The organism is Nocardioides sp. Root151 (genome assembly GCF_001427925.1).
In the GTDB taxonomy this organism is placed as follows: Bacteria; Actinomycetota; Actinomycetes; order Propionibacteriales; family Nocardioidaceae; genus Nocardioides.
Map to the genome: position 1 here is coordinate 326,205 of NZ_LMGG01000004.1, position 21,615 is coordinate 347,819.

At 68.1% G+C, this 21,615-nt stretch carries 16 protein-coding genes and 1 tRNA gene; 7 read left to right on the forward strand and 10 right to left on the reverse strand.

Annotation, left to right across the window (positions count from 1 at the left end):
• Positions 1–145 precede the first annotated feature (145 nt).
• From gltB to pyk, 3 genes are all read left to right on the forward strand, one after another.
• Positions 146–4,669 carry a glutamate synthase large subunit gene (gltB, locus tag ASD66_RS10095; protein ID WP_414858571.1) on the forward strand — a complete coding sequence of 1,508 codons (4,524 nt, stop codon included), beginning with the start codon at positions 146–148 and terminating at the stop codon, positions 4,667–4,669.
• Between the two features lie 113 nt (positions 4,670–4,782).
• Positions 4,783–6,261, forward strand: coding sequence for a glutamate synthase subunit beta (locus tag ASD66_RS10100; protein ID WP_056676910.1), 1,479 nt, complete (start codon positions 4,783–4,785; stop codon positions 6,259–6,261).
• A gap of 171 nt (positions 6,262–6,432) precedes the next feature.
• Complete coding sequence (gene pyk / locus ASD66_RS10105; protein ID WP_056890854.1) at positions 6,433–7,881, forward strand: pyruvate kinase; 1,449 nt, start codon at positions 6,433–6,435, stop codon at positions 7,879–7,881.
• Between the two features lie 180 nt (positions 7,882–8,061).
• Here the strand turns inward: pyk and ASD66_RS25220 are convergent, their stop codons facing one another.
• The 3 genes from ASD66_RS25220 to ASD66_RS10115 form a co-directional block, all read right to left on the reverse strand.
• Positions 8,062–8,493, reverse strand: a complete 432-nt coding sequence (locus ASD66_RS25220; RefSeq protein WP_235530038.1) for a hypothetical protein — start codon at positions 8,491–8,493, stop codon at positions 8,062–8,064.
• 75 nt (positions 8,494–8,568) lie between these two features.
• Positions 8,569–8,808 (reverse strand): helix-turn-helix domain-containing protein, encoded by a 240-nt coding sequence (locus tag ASD66_RS25225; RefSeq protein ID WP_235530039.1) that lies wholly within the window; start codon positions 8,806–8,808, stop codon positions 8,569–8,571.
• Positions 8,809–8,872: 64 nt separating this feature from the next.
• Positions 8,873–8,945, reverse strand: a tRNA-Leu gene (locus ASD66_RS10115).
• 272 nt (positions 8,946–9,217) lie between these two features.
• Here ASD66_RS10115 and ASD66_RS10120 point away from each other — a divergent pair.
• Both ASD66_RS10120 and ASD66_RS10125 read left to right on the forward strand, forming a co-directional pair.
• Positions 9,218–9,826, forward strand: coding sequence for an ANTAR domain-containing response regulator (locus ASD66_RS10120; RefSeq protein ID WP_268788521.1), 609 nt, complete (start codon positions 9,218–9,220; stop codon positions 9,824–9,826).
• Positions 9,827–10,005: 179 nt separating this feature from the next.
• Positions 10,006–11,238, forward strand: a complete 1,233-nt coding sequence (locus tag ASD66_RS10125) for an ABC transporter substrate-binding protein (protein WP_235530040.1) — start codon at positions 10,006–10,008, stop codon at positions 11,236–11,238.
• Positions 11,239–11,341: 103 nt separating this feature from the next.
• Here ASD66_RS10125 and ASD66_RS10130 read toward each other — a convergent pair whose 3' ends face one another.
• From ASD66_RS10130 to ASD66_RS10150, 5 genes are all read right to left on the reverse strand, one after another.
• Positions 11,342–12,115 (reverse strand): ABC transporter ATP-binding protein, encoded by a 774-nt coding sequence (locus tag ASD66_RS10130; protein WP_056890856.1) that lies wholly within the window; start codon positions 12,113–12,115, stop codon positions 11,342–11,344.
• A complete protein-coding gene (locus ASD66_RS10135) occupies positions 12,108–13,070 on the reverse strand; it encodes an ABC transporter ATP-binding protein (RefSeq protein WP_056890857.1) in 963 nt (320 codons plus the stop codon). The genes ASD66_RS10130 and ASD66_RS10135 overlap by 8 nt, the downstream gene beginning before the upstream one ends.
• Positions 13,060–14,058, reverse strand: coding sequence for a branched-chain amino acid ABC transporter permease (locus ASD66_RS10140; RefSeq protein WP_056890858.1), 999 nt, complete (start codon positions 14,056–14,058; stop codon positions 13,060–13,062). The genes ASD66_RS10135 and ASD66_RS10140 overlap by 11 nt, the downstream gene beginning before the upstream one ends.
• An 11-nt stretch (positions 14,059–14,069) precedes the next feature.
• Positions 14,070–15,482, reverse strand: coding sequence for a branched-chain amino acid ABC transporter permease (locus ASD66_RS10145; protein WP_056890859.1), 1,413 nt, complete (start codon positions 15,480–15,482; stop codon positions 14,070–14,072).
• 169 nt (positions 15,483–15,651) lie between these two features.
• The gene (locus ASD66_RS10150) at positions 15,652–16,407 is read right to left on the reverse strand and encodes a DUF554 domain-containing protein (RefSeq protein ID WP_056890860.1); all 756 of its coding nucleotides are present in this window, start codon (positions 16,405–16,407) and stop codon (positions 15,652–15,654) included.
• Positions 16,408–16,487: 80 nt separating this feature from the next.
• Here ASD66_RS10150 and ASD66_RS10155 point away from each other — a divergent pair, with 80 nt between their 5' ends.
• A complete protein-coding gene (locus ASD66_RS10155; RefSeq protein WP_056890861.1) occupies positions 16,488–17,060 on the forward strand; it encodes a GNAT family N-acetyltransferase in 573 nt (190 codons plus the stop codon).
• Positions 17,061–17,066: 6 nt separating this feature from the next.
• Here ASD66_RS10155 and ASD66_RS10160 read toward each other — a convergent pair whose 3' ends face one another.
• The gene (locus tag ASD66_RS10160) at positions 17,067–17,516 is read right to left on the reverse strand and encodes a hotdog fold thioesterase (protein ID WP_056676938.1); all 450 of its coding nucleotides are present in this window, start codon (positions 17,514–17,516) and stop codon (positions 17,067–17,069) included.
• Positions 17,517–17,570: 54 nt separating this feature from the next.
• Between ASD66_RS10160 and polA the strand changes: the two genes are divergently transcribed.
• Positions 17,571–20,276 carry a DNA polymerase I gene (gene polA / locus ASD66_RS10165; protein ID WP_056676940.1) on the forward strand — a complete coding sequence of 902 codons (2,706 nt, stop codon included), beginning with the start codon at positions 17,571–17,573 and terminating at the stop codon, positions 20,274–20,276.
• A gap of 58 nt (positions 20,277–20,334) precedes the next feature.
• On the opposite strand, the gene ASD66_RS10170 is transcribed toward polA, so the two are convergent.
• Positions 20,335–21,579 (reverse strand): lipopolysaccharide biosynthesis protein, encoded by a 1,245-nt coding sequence (locus ASD66_RS10170; RefSeq protein ID WP_056676943.1) that lies wholly within the window; start codon positions 21,577–21,579, stop codon positions 20,335–20,337.
• Positions 21,580–21,615: the final 36 nt, after the last annotated feature.

A 21,615-nucleotide genomic window follows, 5' to 3' on the forward strand; every position in this document is an offset into this window, starting at 1 on the left:
GCTCGTGGGGCAGCCGATTTGGGTGTTAGTCTGGGCGCTCCGCGAGGGCCAGTGTCGTCCCCTGCCGTAAATCAGTTTTTCTTGCACTGACCAGTTCGCCTTCCCGCTCAGCCGGGTCGGCGCAGATGACGACGGGAGAATGCCCATGCACGCATTCCCGCCGCCTCAGGGGTTGTACGACGGAACCAGCGAGCACGACGCTTGCGGTGTCGCGTTCGTGGCAACCCTGACGGGCGTGGCCAGCCATGACATCGTTTCGAAGGCGCTGACTGCCCTCCGCAACCTCGAACACCGCGGTGCCGCGGGTGCCGAGCCGAACTCCGGTGACGGCGCCGGCATCCTGATGCAGGTCCCCGACGCGTTCCTCCGTGAGGTCGTCGACTTCGACCTCCCGGTCGCCGGGTCGTACGCCGTGGGCACCGCCTTCCTTCCCGGTGACGCCGAGAACGTCGCCAAGACCCGGCAGCTGATCGAGCAGATCGCCGCCGAAGAGGGCCTCGCCGTCCTCGGCTGGCGCGAGGTGCCGACCAACGACGCACCTCTCGGCACCACCGCCCGCGACTGCATGCCCGCCTTCGTGCAGCTGTTCGTTGCCGGCAAGGGCTCCCGCATCGCCGGCATGGCCCTCGAGCGCCTGGCCTTCTGCCTGCGCAAGCGCGCCGAGCGCGAGACCGACGTCTACTTCCCGTCGCTCTCCTCGCGCACCATCGCCTACAAGGGCATGTTGACCACCGACCAGCTCGACCAGGTCTTCCCCGACCTCGTCGACGAGCGGGTGGCCTCGGCCGTGGCGGTCGTGCACTCGCGGTTCTCGACGAACACGTTCCCGAGCTGGCCGCTCTCGCACCCGTTCCGCTTCATCGCGCACAACGGCGAGATCAACACGGTCATGGGCAACCGCAACTGGATGCGTGCCCGCGAGGCCCTGCTGTCCTCCGACCTGATCCCCGGCGACCTCGAGCGGCTCTACCCGATCGTGACCCAGGGTGCCTCCGACTCCGCGTCCTTCGACGAGGTGCTCGAGCTCCTGCACATGGGTGGCCGGACGCTGCCGCACTCGGTCCTGATGATGATCCCCGAGGCGTGGGAGAACCACACCGAGATGGACGACAAGCGTCGTTCCTTCTACGAGTTCCACTCCGCGATGATGGAGCCGTGGGACGGCCCCGCCTGTGTCGTGTTCACCGACGGCCGCCAGGTCGGCGCGGTCCTCGACCGCAACGGGCTGCGCCCGTCGCGCTACTGGGTCACCGACGACGGTCTCGTGGTGCTCGCCTCCGAGGTCGGCGTACTCGACCTGGACCCGGCCACGATCGTCCGCAAGGGCCGCCTGCAGCCCGGCAAGATGTTCCTCGTCGACACCGACGAGCACCGCATCATCGAGGACGAGGAGATCAAGTCCGAGCTGGCCGCGGAGCACCCGTACGACGAGTGGTTGCACGCCGGGCTGATCCACCTCAACGACGTGCCGCAGCGTGAGCACATCGTGCACACGCACGCCTCGGTGACGCGTCGCCAGCAGATCTTCGGCTACACCGAGGAGGAGCTGCGCGTCCTGCTCACCCCGATGGCCAACACGGGGGCCGAGCCGATCGGCTCGATGGGCACCGACACACCCATCGCCGCCTTGTCGGAGAAGCCGCGCCTGCTGTTCGACTACTTTGCACAGCTCTTCGCCCAGGTCACCAACCCGCCGCTCGACGCGATCCGGGAAGAGCTGGTGACCTCGCTCAACGGCACCATCGGGCCGGAGTCCAACCTGCTCGAGCCGACCCCGGCCTCGTGCCGCCAGGTCGTGCTGCCGTTCCCGGTGATCGACAACGACGACCTGGCCAAGATCCGTCACATCAACCGTGACGGTGACATGCCCGGCTTCATCACCCACGTCTCGCGCGGCCTCTACGAGGTCGAGGGCGGCGGCGCGGCGATGGCCGCGCGGATCGACGAGATCTGCCAGGAGGTCTCCGACGCGATCGCCGACGGCGCCCGCATCATCGTGCTCTCCGACCGGCACTCCACCGCCGAGCTGGCGCCGATCCCGTCGCTGCTGCTCACCGGTGCGGTGCACCACCACCTGGTCCGCGAGAAGACCCGCACCCAGGTCGGCCTGCTCATCGAGGCCGGCGACGTACGCGAGACGCACCACGTGGCGCTGCTCGTAGGTTACGGCGCGGCCGCGGTCAACCCGTACCTCGCGATGGAGTCCGTCGAGGACCTCGCGCGCGAGGGCTACTACGTCAAGATCGAGCCACAGGTCGCGGTCAAGAACCTCGTCAAGTCGCTCGGCAAGGGCGTCCTGAAGGTGATGAGCAAGATGGGTGTCTCGACCGTCGCGTCGTACACCGGTGCCCAGATCTTCGAGGCCGTCGGACTCTCGCAGAGCGTCGTCGACAAGTACTTCACCGGCACCACCTCCAAACTGGGCGGCATCGAGCTCGACGTGATCGCCGAGGAGGTGGCCCGCCGCCACGCCACGGCGTACCCGCGCGGCGGTATCGCGCCGGCCCACCGTGAGCTCAACATCGGTGGCGAGTACCAATGGCGTCGGGAGGGCGAGCCGCACCTGTTCGACCCGGAGACCGTCTTCCGCCTCCAGCACGCCACGCGTGCCGGCCGGTACGACGTGTTCAAGCAGTACACCGAGCGGGTCAACGAGCAGTCCGAGCGGCTGATGACGCTGCGCGGCCTGTTCAAGTTCAAGGAGGGCGAGCGGGAGCCGATCTCGATCGACGAGGTCGAGCCGGTCTCCGAGATCGTCAAGCGCTTCTCCACCGGTGCCATGTCCTACGGCTCCATCAGCATGGAGGCCCACGAGACACTCGCCATCGCGATGAACCGGCTGGGCGGCAAGTCCAACACCGGTGAGGGCGGCGAGGACCCGGAGCGCCTCTACGACCCGGAGCGTCGCTCGTCGATCAAGCAGGTCGCCTCGGGACGCTTCGGCGTGACGAGCGAGTACCTCACGAACTCCGACGACATCCAGATCAAGATGGCGCAGGGTGCCAAGCCCGGTGAGGGTGGCCAGCTGCCCGGTCACAAGGTCTACCCGTGGGTGGCCAAGACCCGGCACAGCACGCCCGGCGTGGGCCTGATCTCCCCGCCGCCGCACCACGACATCTACTCCATCGAGGACCTCGCCCAGCTGATCCACGACCTGAAGAACGCCAACCCGGCGGCCCGGGTCCACGTGAAGCTGGTCGCCGAGATGGGCGTCGGCACCGTCGCTGCCGGTGTGTCGAAGGCGCACGCGGACGTCGTACTCATCTCCGGCCACGACGGCGGAACCGGTGCTTCTCCGCTGACCTCGCTCAAGCACGCCGGCGGACCCTGGGAGCTCGGCCTCGCCGAGACCCAGCAGACGCTGCTGCTCAACGGACTGCGTGACCGCATCGTCGTGCAGACCGACGGCCAGCTGAAGACCGGTCGCGATGTCGTGATCGCCGCCCTCCTGGGCGCCGAGGAGTTCGGCTTCGCCACCGCTCCGCTGGTGGTCTCGGGCTGCATCATGATGCGGGTCTGCCACCTCGACACCTGCCCCGTGGGCGTCGCGACGCAGAACCCGGTGCTCCGCGAGCGCTACTCCGGCAAGGCCGAGTACGTCGTGAACTTCTTCGAGTACATCGCCGAGGAGGTCCGCGAGATCCTCGCCGAGCTCGGTTTCCGCACCCTCGACGAGGCCGTCGGCCACGTCGAGAGCCTCGACACCGAGAAGGCCGTGAACCACTGGAAGGCGGCCGGTCTCGACCTGTCGCCGGTGCTGCACCTGCCGGAGCTGCCCGAAGGGGCGGCCCGACGCAACACCACCGGTCAGGACCACGGACTCGACAAGGCGCTCGACAACGAGCTGGTCCGCATCGCGGCTCCGGCGCTCGAGAACGGCGAGCCGGTGCGCGCCCAGGTTCAGGTGCGCAACGTCAACCGCACCGTCGGCACGATCCTCGGCCACGAGGTGACCAAGCGCTACCGCGGCGAGGGCCTGCCCGACGGCACGATCGACATCACCTTCACCGGTTCGGCCGGGCAGTCGTTCGGTGCCTTCGTGCCGCGCGGTGTCACGCTGCGCCTCGAGGGCGACGCCAACGACTACGTCGGCAAGGGCCTCTCGGGCGGTCGCATCGTGGTCCGTCCGGACCGCAACGCCACGTTCGACGCGTCCCAGCAGATCATTGCCGGCAACACCATCGGGTACGGCGCCACGTCGGGGGAGATCTTCCTCCGTGGGCAGGCCGGCGAGCGCTTCTGCGTGCGCAACTCGGGTGTCTCGGCCGTGGTCGAGGGCGTGGGCGACCACGGCTGCGAATACATGACCGGCGGCAAGGTTGTCGTACTCGGCCAGACCGGGCGCAACTTCGCGGCCGGCATGTCCGGGGGCTACGCGTTCGTGCTCGACCTCGACGAGGGCCGGGTCAACCCCGAGCTCGTCGAGCTCAGCGAGGTCAAGGGCAAGGCCGCCGACGAGCTCAAGGAACTGGTCACCAAGCACCTCGAGGAGACCGAGTCCTCGGTCGCCGGCGACCTGCTGGCCGACTGGGACAGCGCCCTGTCCCGATTCACCCAGGTCATGCCGAGCGACTTCAAGCGAGTCCTCGAAGCGCGCGAGGAAGCGCTCGAAGAGGGGCTCGACGAAGACCAGGCAGCGGCCCGCATCATGGAGGTGCTTCATGGCTGACCGCAAGCGTCGGAACGGTTCGTACAGCGGTGCGGTCGTCACGCGCATCATGGAGCAGGCTCTGCCACCTGTGGCTGACCGCACCCCCGGCACTCACCAGGAAGGGGCCAATCATGGCTGACCCCAAGGGCTTTCTGAAGGACGGCCGCGAGGTCGCGACCCGTCGTCCCGTCGACGAGCGGGTCAAGGACTGGAACGAGGTCTACCCCGACGGCGTCGGCCGCGCCCTGCTTCCGATCATCACCAAGCAGGCCGGCCGTTGCATGGACTGCGGCATCCCGTTCTGCCACCAGGGCTGCCCGCTGGGCAACATCATCCCGGAGTGGAACGACCTGGTCTGGCGTGACGACTGGGAAGGCGCGATCGACCGTCTCCACGCGACCAACAACTTCCCGGAGTTCACCGGTCGGTTGTGCCCGGCGCCGTGTGAGACCGCCTGCGTCCTGGGCATCAACCAGGACCCGGTGACGATCAAGAACGTCGAGGTCTCGATCATCGACAAGGCGTGGGAGTCCGGCTTCGTCCGGCCCCAGCCGCCCGAGTGGCTCTCCGGCAAGACCGTGGCCGTGATCGGCTCCGGTCCGGCCGGTCTGGCCGCCGCCCAGCAGCTGACCCGGGCCGGTCACACCGTCGCGGTCTACGAGCGCGCGGACAAGATCGGTGGGCTGCTGCGCTACGGCATCCCCGAGTTCAAGATGGAGAAGAAGCACCTCGACAAGCGGCTCGAGCAGATGCGTCGCGAGGGCACGGTGTTCCGCGCCGGTGTCGACGTGGGTGCGGAGATCACTGCCGACGAGCTGCGCGGTCGGTACGACGCGGTGGTCATCGCCGTGGGTTCGACCAAGGCCCGTGACCTGCCGGTGCCCGGACGCGAGTTCGGTGGCATCCACCAGGCCATGGAGTTCCTGCCCCAGTCGAACCGGGCCTCGCTCGGCGAGCCTGCGACATCGGATGGCTCGGACCAGATCCGCGCCGACGGCAAGAACGTCGTGATCATCGGCGGTGGCGACACCGGTGCCGACTGCCTCGGCACGTCGATCCGCCACGGTGCTGCCTCGATCACCCAGCTCGAGATCCTGCCGCAGCCGCCCGAGGCACGGCCGAGCAACCAGCCGTGGCCGACGTACCCGATGACCTTCAAGGTCTCCTCGGCCCACGAGGAGGGCGGAGACCGCGTGTACGCCGTCTCCACCAAGGAGTTCCTCGGTGACGACGACGGCAACGTCAGGGCCCTGGTCCTGGTCGACGTGGTCTTCGAGGGCGGCAAGCTGACCGAGATCGAGGGGACCGAGCGGGAGATCCCCGCCGAGCTCGTGCTCTTCGCGATGGGCTTCGTCGGACCCGAGCAGGACGGCCTGATCGACCAGCTCGGTGTCGAGCTCGACGAGCGCGGCAACGTGGCCCGGGACAACAAGTACGCCTCCTCGGTCGAGGGTGTCTTCGTGGCCGGTGACGCCGGTCGCGGGCAGTCGCTGATCGTGTGGGCGATCGCCGAGGGCCGTGCCGCGGCTGCCGGGGTGGATGAGTTCCTGACCGGATCGACGACCCTGCCGGCACCGATCCCGCCGACGGCCCGTCCGCTCGTCGTCTGACCCGTCGCCAGTTCTGACCGACCCGTCGTGAGTTCTCGAAACTCACGACGGGTCGGTCATTTCCTGACGTGGTCGGATGCAGTCTTCGACGGCCTCGTGTGTGCACTGCCTGATCGTCCGGTGTGAACGAGCCGTTGCTCCCACGTTCACGCCGACCGGTAGGTTTGGTTCGTGCGTAGAGCAAAGATCGTGTGCACCCTCGGGCCCGCCACGTCGTCCCCCGAGTCCATCCGCCAACTCGTCGACGCCGGCATGGACGTGGCCCGGCTCAACATGAGCCACGGCACCCACGAGGACCACCGTCGCAGCTACGAGCTCGTCCGCAAGGCCTCCGACGAGAGCGGGCACGGCGTCGGTATCTTCGCCGATCTCCAGGGCCCCAAGATCCGCCTCGGCCTGATCCCGAACGGTCCGGTCAAGCTGAAGAAGGGCCAGGCCTGGGCAATCACCACGCGCGAGGTCCCGGGCAACAACGAGATCGCGTCCACGACGTACGCCGGACTGCCCGGTGACGTGTCGGCCGGCGACCCGATCCTGATCGACGACGGCAAGGTGCGGCTGAAGGTCGTGTCGGTCGAGGGCGACACGGTCAACACCGAGGTGGTCGTCGGCGGCAAGGTCAGCGACCACAAGGGCATCAACCTGCCCGGCGTCGCGGTGTCGGTGCCGGCACTGTCGACCAAGGACATCGAGGACCTCCGGTTCGCGCTGTCCCTCAGCGTCGACTTCATCGCGCTGTCGTTCGTCCGCAACGCGAAGGACGTCGAGGACGTTCGCGAGGTGATGCGGGAGGTCGGCGTGCTCGTGCCGGTGATCGCCAAGATCGAGAAGCCGCAGGCGATCGACAACCTCGACGAGATCGTGAAGGCCTTCGACGGGCTGATGGTGGCGCGTGGCGACCTCGGCGTCGAGTGCCCGCTCGAGGACGTGCCGTTCCTGCAGAAGCGGGTCATCGACAAGGCCCGTCGCAACGCCAAGCCGGTGATCGTGGCGACCCAGATGCTGGAGTCGATGATCTCGGCTCCGGCGCCGACGCGGGCGGAGGCGTCCGACGTCGCCAACGCCGTGCTCGACGGCACCGACGCGGTGATGCTCTCCGGTGAGACGAGCGTGGGGGAGTACCCCATCATCACGGTCCAGACCATGGAGCGGATCCTCGGCTCGGCGGAGGACCACGGCCTCAAGCACATGACCGCGATCGACTGGAATCCCAAGACCCGCGGTGGCGTCATCGCGAAGGCCGCCGCCGAGGTGGGGGAGCGGGTCGGGGCGAAGTACCTCGTCGCGTTCACCCAGAGCGGCGACTCCGCACGACGCCTGGCGCGCTACCGCGGGCACATCCCGATCCTGGCGTTCACCCCCGAGGCCAAGGTGCGCTCCCAACTGTCGATGACATGGGGTGTGGAGACGTTCAAGACCGCCGCGGTCGAGCACACCGACGAGATGGTGCGCCAGGTCGACGAGGCCTTGCTGTCGATCGGCCGGGTCAAGGAAGGCGACCTCGTCGTGATCATCGCCGGTTCGCCTCCCGGCATCCCCGGCTCGACGAACGCCTTGCGGATCCACCGCATCGGCGATGCCATCAACGAGGTGGCCCCGGCGTACAAGCGCGCCCGCTGACCACGGTCGGCCCGCGCACGACCCGGATCATGCACGTGCATGATCCGGGTCGCTTCTGCGCGAAAATCGGTGTCACTACTCGACACCTGCACGATCGTGGTCGCTCGTGGAGCACCCCGAGGAGATGATGGGCCAGGTCAACATGGTGGCGCCGGCGTACCAGCGCAAGCGCTGACCAGTTCAGCACTTCAGCCCGATCGCTTTGTCCAGGGCGGCGACTGCGTCACGTCGTGACACCGACAGGTGGAACTCTCCCGACCGCCTCCACGGGATGTCGAGTCGGTCGAGGGCCGCGCCACAGAGGGCGTGGATGTCCTCGGAGCGGTTGCTGAACTCCCACCGGGGATAGTCGTAGCGCTTCATCTCGCCGGCGACCACCTTGATGGTCCAGTTCTTCGAGCGGCACCCGTCGGAGTGGAAGAGCCCTCGGAGGAAGTCGGCCGGGTGGGTGTCCACGATCTCCCGCTGCCACGGCTCGAGTGCGATGGAACGTTCATGCTTGCGGCCGGGTCCGTGCTGCGGGAACAGGCACAGCCAGTGCTTCCAGCCAGCCTGTACGACGGTCGTCCCCGGTGCTGGGACGTGGAAGACGGTTCGGTGTGGAGCGAGCATGGCTGTCAAGGTGGACACGTCATCGATCACGGTTGGGTATGTGGCGTCGCACGACACCCGGAGCACCACCTTCCCCTAGTGCGTCGAGAGACAGCCGTCGCCCAGGTAGAAGCCCAGCAGTGCGGCGTACGCCGCGGACGGCATCGGCGTGGTCGGCGTGCATCGGGGGCACACTTGATCGAGCTCACGGCCGGGATGGTCGCGCCAGTCCCGAACCGTCGCCCGAGCCACTCCAAGATCGCGCGCCGCCTCGGCAACACTGGAGCCGTTCGCCAGGGCACGGTTGGCGGCGGATCGCACGCGGTCGTCGTACATGTCTTGAGTGTCGAGAACGCCACCGACAGTGGATGCCGGGTCTTCCCGAGCTGGCCGAAAAAAGTACCCCGAGTGGGATTCGAACCCACACTGTATGCAGTTTGAGTGCATCGTCTCTGCCGTTGGACTACCGGGGCCAAAGGCGAGCACAGGCTACCGGATACGACGCGCACTTCCACGATCAGGGCATGGCCCGCCGCATGGTGTTTCGACGTGGCGCGGCCGAGCGCCCGAGTGGGCACCACCGGAGGTTCGTCGTGTGTCCCGCACCCTGTGCACGCACCTCGCGGCGTTGTCGGAGACTCGACGGGGCTCCGCCCCGCCTTCGCTCCTCCGCCTTGCGATGCACGCACCCAGAGCACGGGCCACCCCCGACGAACCTCCGGCGATACCCACTAGTCTTGACGCCGTGACCGAACAGCCCAGCGCCAGCCCCGCCCTTCGCGTCGTCATCGCCGAGGACGAAGCGCTGATCCGCATGGACCTCGCCGAGATGCTGGGCGAGGAGGGGTACGACGTCGTCGGTCAGGCCGCCGACGGCGAGCAGGCCGTCGCCCTGGCCGAGCAGCTGCGCCCCGACCTGGTGATCCTCGACGTGAAGATGCCCAAGCTCGACGGCATCTCCGCCGCCCAGCGCATCGCCGAGCAGCGCATCGCGCCGTGCCTGATGCTGACCGCCTTCTCCCAGCGCGACCTGGTCGAACGGGCCCGTGACGCCGGTGCGATGGCCTACCTGGTCAAGCCGTTCTCCCGCAACGACCTGGTGCCGGCCATCGAGATGGCGGTGAGCCGGTTCACCGAGCTGGCCGCCCTGGAGTCCGAGGTCGCCGACCTGACCGAGCGCCTCGAGACCCGCAAGTCGGTCGAGCGCGCCAAGGGCGTGCTCCAGAAGGAGCTCGGACTCAGCGAGCCCGACGCCTTCCGGTGGATCCAGAAGACCGCGATGGACCTCCGGCTCTCGATGAAGCAGGTCTCTGACGGCGTGGTCGAGCACGGGCCGGGCTCGAGCTCCTTGTAACGACGGGTGTCGCGCAGGTCACAACTTGGCAACGAGGTTGCGTGCTTGGTCGCCAGTGTCCTGTTTGGCGCTAATTTCGTTACAGATTCGGCGGCGGTGTGCCGTCGGCGCCACAAAGATGAACCGGAGGCTTCATGAAGCGCCCCACACAATTCGCGCGTCTCGCTGTACTTGCTCTCGTGGGCTCGCTGGCACTGGCTGGCTGTGGCAGCGACGACAGCGGCGATGACAAGACCGCCAGCGACGACAAGTCCTCGACTGGTGCCAAGAAGGGCGACGGGACGCTCACCATCGGCACCCTGCTGCCGCAGACCGGCGACCTCGCGTTCCTCGGCCCGCCGGAGTTCGCCGGCGTGCAGCTCGCAGTCGACGACATCAACGCCGCCGGCGGGGTCAACGGCAAGAAGGTCGTCCAGTCCAAGGCCGACTCGGGCGACGGCACGCCCGACATCGCGGGCGCAGAGGTCGACAAGCTGCTCGCTGCCAAGTCCGACGTCATCGTCGGTGCGGCTGCCTCCGGTGTCTCGGTCAGTGTCATCGACAAGATCACCGGCAGCAACGTGGTGCAGTTCTCGCCCGCGAACACCGCGGCCGGGTTCGACACCTACGACGACAACGGCCTCTACTTCCGCACCGCACCGTCCGACATCCTGCAGGGCGAGATCCTGGCGAACCGGATCATCGAGGACGACCACAGCAACGTCGCCATCATGGGTCGGCAGGACTTCTACGGCGAGGGCCTGTCGAAGCGCATCGAGGAGGTGCTGAAGGAGAAGGGCGCCACGGTCAGCGAGAGCACGCTCTACTCGGCCGACGCGCAGAACTTCACCGCCGAGGTGAACAAGATCGCCGCCTCGAAGCCCGACGCGATCGTCCTGGTGTCGTTCAACGAGACCTCGAAGATCATCCCGCAGCTGATCGCCAAGGGCTACGGCCCCCAGGATGTCCAGATCTACTTCGTGGACGGCAACCTGTCCGACAGCTACAAGGGCTTCGACCTCACTGGCGTTCTGGCCACCTCGCCGGCGCCCGCGTCACCGAACGCGGAGTTCATCGCGCGACTCAAGAAGCAGCCCGGTGTCAAGGACACGCTGACCTACGGCGCCGAGTCCTACGACGCCGTCGTGATCAGTGCGCTCGCGGCGATCGCCGGCAAGGACGACTCCGGTACGACGATCGGCGCCAACATCGTCGACGTCACCCGCGAAGGCACGAAGTGCACTGAGTTCAAGGAGTGCGCGGAGCTGCTGGCCGACGGCGAGGACATCGACTACGACGGCAAGTCCGGTGCGGCCGACATGACCGACTCGGGCTCGCTGGTTGCCGGTTCCTACGGCATCTACGAGTACAAGAAGGGCAACAAGTACGACGAGATCGACAACGTCTCCGGCGTCGTGCCGCAGTCGAACTGATTCGTCACAGCACCAAGCACTGAGGGGCCCGGCCGATTCGGCCGGGCCCCTCTTGTGTGCTCGCGGTGTGCGAACGGTGTGTACGGCGTACGGGACCGTGAGGTCAGCGCTGGGCCAGGGTGCCCAGGTAGAGCTCGATCACCTTGGGGTCGTTGGCCAACGCCTGGCCCGTGCCGGTGTAGGCGTTGCGGCCCTGGTCGAGCACGTAGGCCCGGTCGCAGATCTGTAGGCATCGTGCGGCGTTCTGTTCCACCATGACCACGGACACGCCGGCACGGTTGATGCGGCGGGTCTGCACGAAGACCTCGTCCTGCATCACGGGGGAGAGACCCGCCGAAGGCTCGTCGAGCAGCAGCACCGACGGCTCCATCATCAGCGCTCGCCCCATGGCCACCATCTGGCGCTCACCACCCGACAGCGACCCGGCCCGCTGAGCGCGGCGGTCCAGCAGGGCAGGAAAGAGCTCGCCGACGAACTCGAAGCGCTTCTTGAACGACTTCGGACGCTGGAAGGAGCCCATCTCGAGGTTCTCCTGGATGGTCAGCGACGGGAAGACGTTGTTGGTCTGGGGGACGAACCCGATGCCGGCGGTGACCAGCTTGTCGGCCCGCTGGTTGGTGATGTCGTCGCCGTTGAGGACCACCTTGCCGGTCGAGACCTTCACGAGACCGAAGAGGGCCTTGAGCAGGGTTGACTTGCCGGCGCCGTTGGGGCCGATGATGCCGACCAGCTCTCCCTTGTGGCAGTAGAGATCGGTGCCGTTGAGGATGTTCACCCCCGGCAGGTATCCCGCGATGAGATCGTCCGCACGCAGCACCGCCCCATCGGCGGCTGCCAGGTGCTGGCTGCGTTCGGGGGTCACGGTGTCGTCAGTCATTGTGCTCCTCCTGCTCGATCTCTGCCTCGGCCGCGGCGAGGATCTCCTCCTCCGCCTCGAACGTGAGGGCCACGTCGTGGTGTGCGCCCAGATAGGCATCGATCACGCGCTGGTCGGCCATGACGGAGTCAGGCGGGCCCTCGGCCACGATCCTCCCCTGCGCCATCACGATGACCCAGTCGGAGATGTCACGGACCATGTCCATGTCGTGCTCGACGAACAGGACCGTGCGGCCTTCGTCGCGCAGCGACTTCACGTGCCCCAGCAAGGACTGCTTGAGCGCCGGATTCACACCCGCCATCGGCTCGTCGAGCATGACCAGCTCGGGCTCGGTCATCAGCGCCCGCGCCATCTCGAGGAGCTTGCGCTGACCGCCGGACAGCGAGCCGGCGAAGTCCTGGACCTTCTTGTCGAGGAGGAACCGGGCGAGCAGGTCGTGCGCCCGCTCGGTGTTCGCGGCCTCCTGGCCGGCCCATCGAGGCTGGAGCATCGCGGAGAGCAGGCTCTCGCCACGCTGGCCGGTGGCGCCGAGGCGCATGTTCTCGAGCACGGTGAGCCGGGCCAGCACCTTGGTCAGCTGGAAGGTGCGGACCATGCCCATGCGGGCCACCTTGTAGGCGGGCACCCGGTTCAGCTTCTTGTCGTTGAACCACCACTCGCCCTCGTCCGGACGGTCGAAGCCGGTGAGCAGGTTGAAGAAAGTGGTCTTGCCGGCACCGTTGGGGCCGATCAGTGCGGTGATCACGCCACGTTGAACCTCGAGGTGCTCGACATCGACGGCCCGTAGGCCGCCGAACTGACGGACGATGCCGTCGGCGCGCAGGATCGGGTCCGGTTTGGCGGCGCCGGGCTCTGTCTTGACGTCGGCGAGGGCGGCGCGGGCCGCCTTGGAGCGGGCCAGGCCTTCCTCGTTCGAAGCCTCGATGTTGGTGGGCAGGCTGGTCTCAGCGGGCATCGATGGCCAACTCCCTTCGATCGCCGAAGATCCCTTGTGGTCGGAAGATCATCAGCAGCATCAGTCCCAGGCCGAGGAAGATGAAGCGCATCAGGCTGGCCTGGGTGGAGTCCATGATGCTGGCAGGGATCAGCGGGTCAGTGCCGCCGGTCGCCTGGCTGAAGAAGATGCCGAGCGCGGAGATCAGGAACCAGAAGATGATCGACCCCACCACAGGACCGAGCACGCGGGCGGCTCCGCCGATCAGCAGCACCGTGTAGGCGAAGAAGGTCACATCGGTTGCGAAGAACGACGGACCGATCGAGGCAGACCGCAGCGCGGTCATGAAGCCGGCGAGCGCGCCGAAGAGGCCGCCGATGATCAGCGCCTGCATCTTGTAGGAGGTCACGTTCTTGCCGAGGGAGCGTACGGCGTCCTCGTCCTCACGGATCGACTTCAGCACGCGGCCCCAGGGGCTGCGCATCAGCAGCCACACCACCACGCAGCTGAGCGCCACGAGCAGCCAGCCGACGGTCATCACCCAGAAGTCGAAGGCGCTCCACGTGACCACGCCTGGGATGCCCTTGGTGCCGCTGAAGGGGTTCGCATCGCGGAACGGCTGGATGAAGCCGGTGAGGCCGTCCTGGCCGCCGAACTTGTCGGAGAACTTGGCAGCACCGATCGTCTGTCGAACGATCTCGGCCGCGGCGATCGTGACGATGGCAAGGTAGTCCGCCCGGAGTCGCAGGGTGGGCAGGCCGAGAAGCAGCGCCAGGATGACTGTGAGGACCAGCCCGACCAGGGTGCCGAGCCAGAGGCTCAGCCCCCATTCGGTGGCCACGAAGACCATGCCGTAGCCGGCGACCATCATGAAACCGGCCTGGCCGAAGTTGAGCAGCCCGGTGTAGCCGAAGTGCACGTTGAGTCCGATTGCGGCCAGCGCGTAGATCACCGCGGTGGGCCCGAGGGCCTGCTGCAGGGACAGCGTCAGAAGATTGTGAAAGTCCATGTTTTCCCTCCTCAGCCGACTCGCTCGGCGCGGCCCAGGAGTCCCTGTGGCCGGATCAACAGGACAACGATCAGTACGAGAAGCGCACCGACGTACTTGAACTCGGCCGGGATGAACAGCGTGGTGAGCTCGGTGAACAGGCCGATCACGAACGCGCCGACGATGGCTCCCCAGATCGTGCCCAGCCCGCCCAGCACCGTGGCGGCGAACACCAGGAGCAGGAGCTTGAACCCGATCTGGTAGTCGAAGCCCTGGGTGACGCCGAGGAGAGCACCGGCCATGCCGGCCAGCGCCGCTCCGCCGATCCACACGATGCTGATCACCCGCTCGACGTTGATGCCGGTCGCGGAGGAGAGTGCCGGGTTGTCGGCGACCGCACGGGTCGCCTTGCCGAGCCGGGTGTAGCGCAGGAGGCTCGTGGTCAGGATCAGGACGCCCATGCCGACGACGAAGACAACCACGTCACGGCTGGTGACGGTGAGCGATCCGAACTCCCAGGGCTCGATGGCGGCGTACTGGGAGTAGTTGCGGGCCTGGGCGCCGGCGAAGTACTGGTAGACGTTGCGCAGGAAGATCGAGAGGCCGATGCTCACGATCATCATCGCGACAAGGCTGCTGCCGCGTCGGCGAAGAGGTCGCCACAGCCCGGCGTCATTGACCCAGCCGAAGAGCCCCGACACGAGGAACGCGGCCAGCACGCCCACGATGATCGTGACGTTGGCACCCCCCACGCGTATCTCGCCGTCGAGGTTGTCGACCGCGAAAGCGACCAGCGCACCGAACGTGATCAGCTCGCCGTGGGCGAAGTTCGTCAGGCCCGTCGTGCCGAAGATCATCGAGAGGCCGAGGGAGGCCATCGCCAGGAGCACCGAGAAGACCAGGCCGGTGATGGTCAGCTGGATGGCCTGGATCAGCTTGCCCTCGGCGCCGGGCCCGGCCGCCCCGACCGGGAAGATCACCGGTTGGTCGGTGTCGGTGTTGATGGCGATCTTGAGGTCGGTCTTCTCGGGCTCGGTGTCGTCGGGGAGCGTCGCCTTGTCCACGCTGACCGCGTAGGTCTTGCCGAGGTAGTTGATCGGCTCACCGGGGAGATCGATCACGAAGCTGCCATCCGGGCCGGAGACGCTGCGGCCGATCTCGTTCCCAGAGGTGTCCTTGACGAGCACGGTGACGTCGGGGACCGGTACGCGTGGGCTCTCGCGCCGGTCGCAGATCAGGCCGTAGATCGACAGGGTCTCGTCGTCCGGCGGCTTCGTCAGCTGACAGCCCGTCTCCGCGTTGTCCGATGCGACCGGGGATGCGTCCGACGCGGCGGTGTCGTCCGCGGACGGGCTCGCCGAAGCGCCGGAGAGTCCCGTGCCCAGGAGCAGCATGAACAACATGGGAAGGATGAGCAGCGACACTCGCAGCAGTCGCACGTGCATGGGGCTCCTGTCGGCGTGGCCGAGATGGGGGTCAGATGATCTGCGGGGACTATAGCGTGACCCGGGTCACACTCTGAACGGATCGCTGAGTCACAGTAGACCGGTTCGTGACGGCTGCGGCACCCTCCTGAGGCAACGACCTTGCAACGAATCCGCATCGATCACCCGGTCAGGCGACGGCGTGGGCGACCGTGACGAGGAGCGGAGCCACCAGGAGCGCCGGCAGGAGGTCGGCCACGGCGAGCTCGCGGATCCTCAGCAGGCGCAGTGCCACACCGACGAGGAGCAGGCCGCCGGCCGCGGTGATCGCGGCCAGGTGCGGTTCGGGCAGTACGTCGCCGAGCGCCACCCCGAGTCCGGTCAGGGAGCCCTGCACGACGACCACGGTGAGCACGCTCGCCGCCACACCCCACCCGAACGCAGCCGCGAAAGCGATGGCGGCGAATCCGTCGAGGGCGGACTTGAGCAGCAGTTGGTCGGCGCCGTTGCCGAGGCCGTCGTTGAGCGCGCCGAGGATGGTCAGCGGCCCGGTGCAGAAGATCAGGGACGCGGTCACGAACCCCTCGATGAAGCGGTGCCGCTCCGCGGTGGACCCGCTGCCCTGCAGGCGCCGCTGAAGGTAGCCGCCCAGGCCTTCGACGCGCTGCTCCAGCCTGAGCAGCGACCCGATGATCCCACCGACCAGCAGGGAGCCGAGGACGATCAGCAACGGTGCGCCCTTGCCGGTGTGGTCGGCGAGGGCGGGGGAGAAGGCCGCGCGTGCGCTGTCGGCGGCGATGAGGAGCGTGACCAGGCCGAGTGCGTCGGTGACCAGGTCGCGGGTGCGTTCGGGCAGACGGTTGCCGAGCAGCACGCCGATGCCCGCCCCGAGGAGGACAGCGAGGACGTTCACGACGGTGCCCGTGCCCGGGCCGAATCCGGTCAAGTGGGGACTCCTATGACAATGACGGGTTGCTGAGCGTAGTCTCCAGACGTTCGGGGTGTTGGGGTGAGGAAGGCAGGACCATGAGTCGATCGCAGGTAGTGCTGCGTGACGCCACGACGGCGGACGCCCACGATCTCGTGGGGCTGTGGGCAGATCTGATGCGGCGACCCTCCGTGGGAACCGCCACGGACGACATGGTCGCCATCATCGAGGCCGCGACCGCCAGTGACGACGACCGGGTCGTCGTCGCGGAGTGCGACGGAGCAGTGGCCGGCGCGATCTACCTGCGCCTGAGCGTGCTGTCGCCGATCAATCTCGAGCCGGTCGTGCAGGCGATCTCGCCCCACGTCCACCCCAGTTTCCGGCGTCGCGGCGTCGGCCGTGCGCTCATGGAGTCCGCGGTCCAGTACGCCGAGGAGCGCGGCATCGGCCACGTTGCCGGCGCGTCACTGAGCAGCTCGCGTGACGCACACCGGTTCCTCGCCCGCATGGCGCTGGCCCCCCAGGCAGTGTTGCGCGTGGCGCCGACCCACGTCGTACGCGCGAAGCTGACGGTCCGCCGCCCGGCGGCCAATGCCGTCGGCCACCGCCAGCCGCTGGGACAGGTGCTGGCCCAGCGCAGGTCGCTGCGCCGCCAGCGCGAGTCCGTCTGAGGGTCGTCAGACCCGGTCGGCCGGGATCAGCGCGCAGGTGATCCGCGAGGTGCAGACCCGCTTGCCTGCTTCGTTGGAGATGACGATCTCGAAGGCGGCCATGCTCCGGCCCTGATGGATGGGCGTGGCCACCCCGGTCACCACTCCGGAGGTCACGGCGCGGTGATGCGTGGCGTTGATGTCGACGCCCACGGCGACCTTGTCGGGCCAGGCGTGGATCGCTGAGCCGATGGAGCCGAGGGTCTCGGCGAGGACGACGGAAGCGCCGCCGTGCAGCAGTCCGTAGGGCTGGGTGTTGCCGGCGACAGGCATGGTCGCGACGATGCGGTCCTCGGAGATCTCCTTGATCTCGATGCCCATCGTCTCGTTGAGCTTGCCCATGCCCTGGGGCATGGCAGCCACGAACTCCTCGATGCTGAGATCGGCCAGGGACTTCGGTGCGGTCGCGTCGCTCATGCGGCCATTGTGCCCATGGGCCCGACCGTCCCCGCCACTGGATAGAGTCGACGCGTGTCCGAGACTGCTGCCTCCAGCCCTGCCCGTCCCCGTCTGCTCCTGCTCGACGGTCACTCGCTCGCCTACCGGGCGTTCTTCGCGCTCCCGGTCGAGAACTTCTCGACCGCCACGGGCCAGCACACCAACGCGGTCTACGGGTTCACCTCGATGTTGGTCAACGTGCTGCGCGACGAGCAGCCGACCCACGTGGCGGTCGCGTTCGACAAGTCCCGACAGACGTTCCGCCTCGCGGAGTACGCCGAGTACAAGGCCAAGCGCAACAAGACTCCCGACGAGTTCCGGAGCCAGCTGCCCCTGATCCAGCGGGTGCTCGACAGCCTGCGGATCATCCACATGGAGCTCGACGGCTTCGAGGCCGACGACATCATCGCCACGCTGACCACGCAGGCCCTGGCCGAGGGCATGGAGGTCCTGATCCTCACCGGCGACCGTGACTCGATCCAGCTGGTCACCGACGACTCGACGGTGCTCTACCCGATGCGCGGCGTCAGCGACCTGGCCCGGCTCACGCCCGCCTACGTCGAGGAGAAGTACGGCGTACCGCCGCAGCGCTACCCGGAGTTGGCGGCGATCGTGGGCGAGACCTCCGACAACCTGCCCGGTGTGCCGGGCGTCGGCCCGGGCTTCGCCGCCCGCTGGATCAACGAGTACGACGGCCTCGACAACGTGATCGCACGGGCAGACGAGATCACCGGTAAGAAGGGGGAGGCGCTGCGCGCGCACCTCGGCGACGTGATCCGCAACCGCCACCTCAACGCGCTGGTGCGCGACCTGACCCTCCCGGTGCGGCCGGGCGAGATGGCGCGTCAGGGCTGGGACCGCACGACCGGGCTCGAGCTGCTCGACGAGCTCGAGTTCCGGGGCGAGCTGCGCACCCGACTCATCGACACGATCGACCCCGAGACCGAGCAGGAGGTCTCCGAAGAGGGCTTCGAGCTCGAGGGTGAACGGCTCGCGCCGGGCAGCGTGGCCGCGTGGCTCGAGGAGCATGCCGGCGGTGCGGAGCGGGTCGGGGTCTCGGTCCAGGGCAGCTGGCGGGCCGGCACCGGTGACGTCGTGTCGGTCGCATTGGCCACCGCCTCAGGGCGGGCGGCCTGGGTCGACGCCACGGAGGTTGCTCCCGACGACGACGCGGCGCTCGCCGCATGGTTCGCCGACGAGTCGCGGGCGAAGGTGCTCCACGACGCGAAGGGCCCCGCGCTCGCCCTCGCCGCACGCGGGTGGGAGCTGCGCGGGCTGGCCGTCGACACCGCGCTGGCTGCCTACCTCGTGCAACCCGACCAGCGCTCCTACGACCTGGCCGACCTGACCCTGCGTTACCTCAAGCGCGAGCTGCGGCAGGACACCGGCGACGCCGACCAGCTGAGCTTCGACACGATCGACGACGGCGGTGCGAGTGACGTCGCGATGCTGACCGCCCGCGCGATCCTCGACCTGGCCGACGCGCTCGACACGTCCGTCGAGGAGCACGGTGGCACCGCCCTTCTCGCCGACGTCGAGCTGCCGCTGGTCCGCACCCTCGCCCGCATGGAGCAGACCGGCATCGCCGTCGACACCGACTACCTCGAGGGCCTGGAGTCCGACTTCGGTGACCAGGTCAGGGCAGCCGCCGACGACGCCTACGAGGTGATCGGCAAGGAGATCAACCTGGGCTCGCCCAAGCAGCTGCAGGTGGTCCTCTTCGACGAGCTCGACATGCCGAAGACCAAGCGCACCAAGACCGGCTACACCACCGACGCCGACGCGCTGCAGTCGCTCTACGAGAAGACCGAGCACCCGTTCCTCCAGCACCTGCTGCGTCACCGCGACGTGATCCGGCTGCGCCAGACCGTCGAGGGCCTGCTGAAGACCGTGGCCGGAGACGGCCGCATCCACACCACCTACAACCAGATCATCGCGGCGACCGGGCGGCTCTCGAGCACCGACCCGAACCTCCAGAACATCCCGATCCGCACCGAGGCCGGCCGCCGCATCCGCGAGGCCTTCGTCGTCGGCGACGGGTTCGAGTGCCTGATGACCGCCGACTACAGCCAGATCGAGATGCGCATCATGGCCGACCTGTCCGGCGACGAGCAGCTGATCGAGGCGTTCCGTTCCGGTCGTGACTTCCACTCGATCACCGCGGCCAAGGTGTTCGAGCTGCCCGCCGACGAGGTCGGGGTCGAGCAACGGGCCAAGATCAAGGCGATGAACTACGGGCTCGCCTACGGGCTCTCCGCGTTCGGACTCTCCCAGCAGTTGCGCATCACGCCGGGTGAGGCGCAGGGCCTGATGGACGAGTACTTCGAGACCTTCGGCGGCATCCGCGACTATCTCGGTGGTCTGCGCGACGAGGCCCGCGGATCCGGGTTCACCGAGACGATCATGGGCCGCCGCCGCTACCTGCCGGACCTCAACAGCGACAACCGGATGCGGCGGGAGGCCGCGGAGCGGATGGCCCTGAACGCCCCGATCCAGGGCTCGGCGGCCGACATCATCAAGGTGGCGATGCTCAACGTCGACACCGCCATCGCCGACGCCGGCCTGGCCTCACGCATGCTGCTCCAGGTGCACGACGAACTCGTCTTCGAGGTGGCCACGGGGGAGAAGGACGCGCTCGAGGAGCTCGTACGCCGCGAGATGGGCTCGGCCGCCGACCTGGCCGTCCCGCTCGACGTCTCCGTCGGTACCGGCCGCAGCTGGCACGAAGCCGCGCACTGACCGGGCGGGCCACAGTCGGGTCGGCCGCGCTGGCCGCGATCGAGCCGGCCGCGCGAGCTCAGACCTGCGCGGGCTCCTCGACCGGGGTGCGCACCAGGTAGAGGCTGAGCGCGAAGAGCACGGTGAGCAGCACGGCGTCCGTGGCGACCACGACCGCCAGCAGGCCCTCGAGGCTGCTGACCGCGGTCATGCCGAGGCCGACGAGGACCGCGAGCGCGGCCCAGACCAGGTAGATCGAACGCTGCCCCTGGCGGGCCAGCACCGAGTAGACCAGCAGCTGAAGCATCGAGAGTGCCGTGCCGAGGATGGCGAACAGCCAGAGCTTCGACTGGATCTCCGAGTAGTCGTCGCCACCGACGAAGACCATCGCCAGCCCGGACAGGACGACCGAGCCGATGATGGCGACCGCGCCGATTAGCGCGACCAGCGAGAGGCTGCGGGTCAGGGCGCGTCGTCGTTCGCTGGCCGAGGCCATTGCAGGGAAGGCGAGCACCACCACGAACTGCGGCAGGAACAGCACCGCCTTGGTGAGGATCAGCCCGCCGGCGTAGAGACCGGCGTCGTGGGAGTCGAGCACGTTGCGGGCCACGATCACGTCGGCGTTGGAGAGCGCGAAGAACGCGAACAGGGCCTGGGAGTTGTGGATCGCCTCGCGGGCCATCGGGCGAGCCGCGTGCCGGTCGCTCTGCTCGCCCGGGTGGCGCACCTTGCGCAGCGCGAACCAGCCGACCACGACGGGGGCGAACTGGCCGATGACCACGGCCAGCATTGCGTTCAGCTCCGTCGGCTCCCAGGCGACCAGAGCCAGGCCGATCAGCAGGCGGGGCACACCGTTGGCGACGTACACCAGGGCCAGCGGCAGCCAGCGGCGCTCTCCCTGGAGGATGCCGGCCTGGCCGCCCATCACCGTCATCGGCACGGCGGAGACACCCACCAGTGCGGAGACCAGGAGGTTGTCGAGCCGGAGCACGTAGTTGATGACCGGCGTGAGCACGAGCAGGAGGAGGCCGAGCAGTAGCGCGGCACGGTAGGTGACCCGCATGATCGTGTGCTCGATCTGGCCGACGTGGCCGGGATCGGCGGAGATGCGACGGGCCGCGGTGGCTTGGAGCCCGAGCTGCAGCACGCCGAAGACCAGCAGGGTGGCCATCAGGCTGGCGAGTGCGCCGTACGGCTGGGGCCCGAGCAGTCGCGCGGCGACCATCGTGAAGCCGTACGTCGCGACATTCATGATGCCGATGGCGACCGCGATCGAACTGCCACCGACCACCCATGCCGGCAGGCGCTCCCTCAACTTCACCACGTCGCGGAGTCTGTCACATGCCGACAACGCGACCGA

What these genes read in the sequence shown, in the direction of transcription:
- ASD66_RS10145 (WP_056890859.1), bottom strand. Translation starts at nt 15,482, where the DNA reads ATGCACGTGCGACTGCTGCGAGTGTCGCTGCTCATCCTTCCCATGTTG.
- ASD66_RS25225 (WP_235530039.1), bottom strand. Translation starts at nt 8,808, where the DNA reads ATGTACGACGACCGCGTGCGATCCGCCGCCAACCGTGCCCTGGCGAAC.
- ASD66_RS10130 (WP_056890856.1), bottom strand. Translation starts at nt 12,115, where the DNA reads ATGACTGACGACACCGTGACCCCCGAACGCAGCCAGCACCTGGCAGCC.
- ASD66_RS25220 (WP_235530038.1), bottom strand. Translation starts at nt 8,493, where the DNA reads ATGCTCGCTCCACACCGAACCGTCTTCCACGTCCCAGCACCGGGGACG.
- ASD66_RS10140 (WP_056890858.1), bottom strand. Translation starts at nt 14,058, where the DNA reads ATGGACTTTCACAATCTTCTGACGCTGTCCCTGCAGCAGGCCCTCGGG.
- gltB (WP_414858571.1), top strand. Translation starts at nt 146, where the DNA reads ATGCACGCATTCCCGCCGCCTCAGGGGTTGTACGACGGAACCAGCGAG.
- ASD66_RS10160 (WP_056676938.1), bottom strand. Translation starts at nt 17,516, where the DNA reads ATGAGCGACGCGACCGCACCGAAGTCCCTGGCCGATCTCAGCATCGAG.
- ASD66_RS10155 (WP_056890861.1), top strand. Translation starts at nt 16,488, where the DNA reads ATGAGTCGATCGCAGGTAGTGCTGCGTGACGCCACGACGGCGGACGCC.
- ASD66_RS10100 (WP_056676910.1), top strand. Translation starts at nt 4,783, where the DNA reads ATGGCTGACCCCAAGGGCTTTCTGAAGGACGGCCGCGAGGTCGCGACC.
- ASD66_RS10135 (WP_056890857.1), bottom strand. Translation starts at nt 13,070, where the DNA reads ATGCCCGCTGAGACCAGCCTGCCCACCAACATCGAGGCTTCGAACGAG.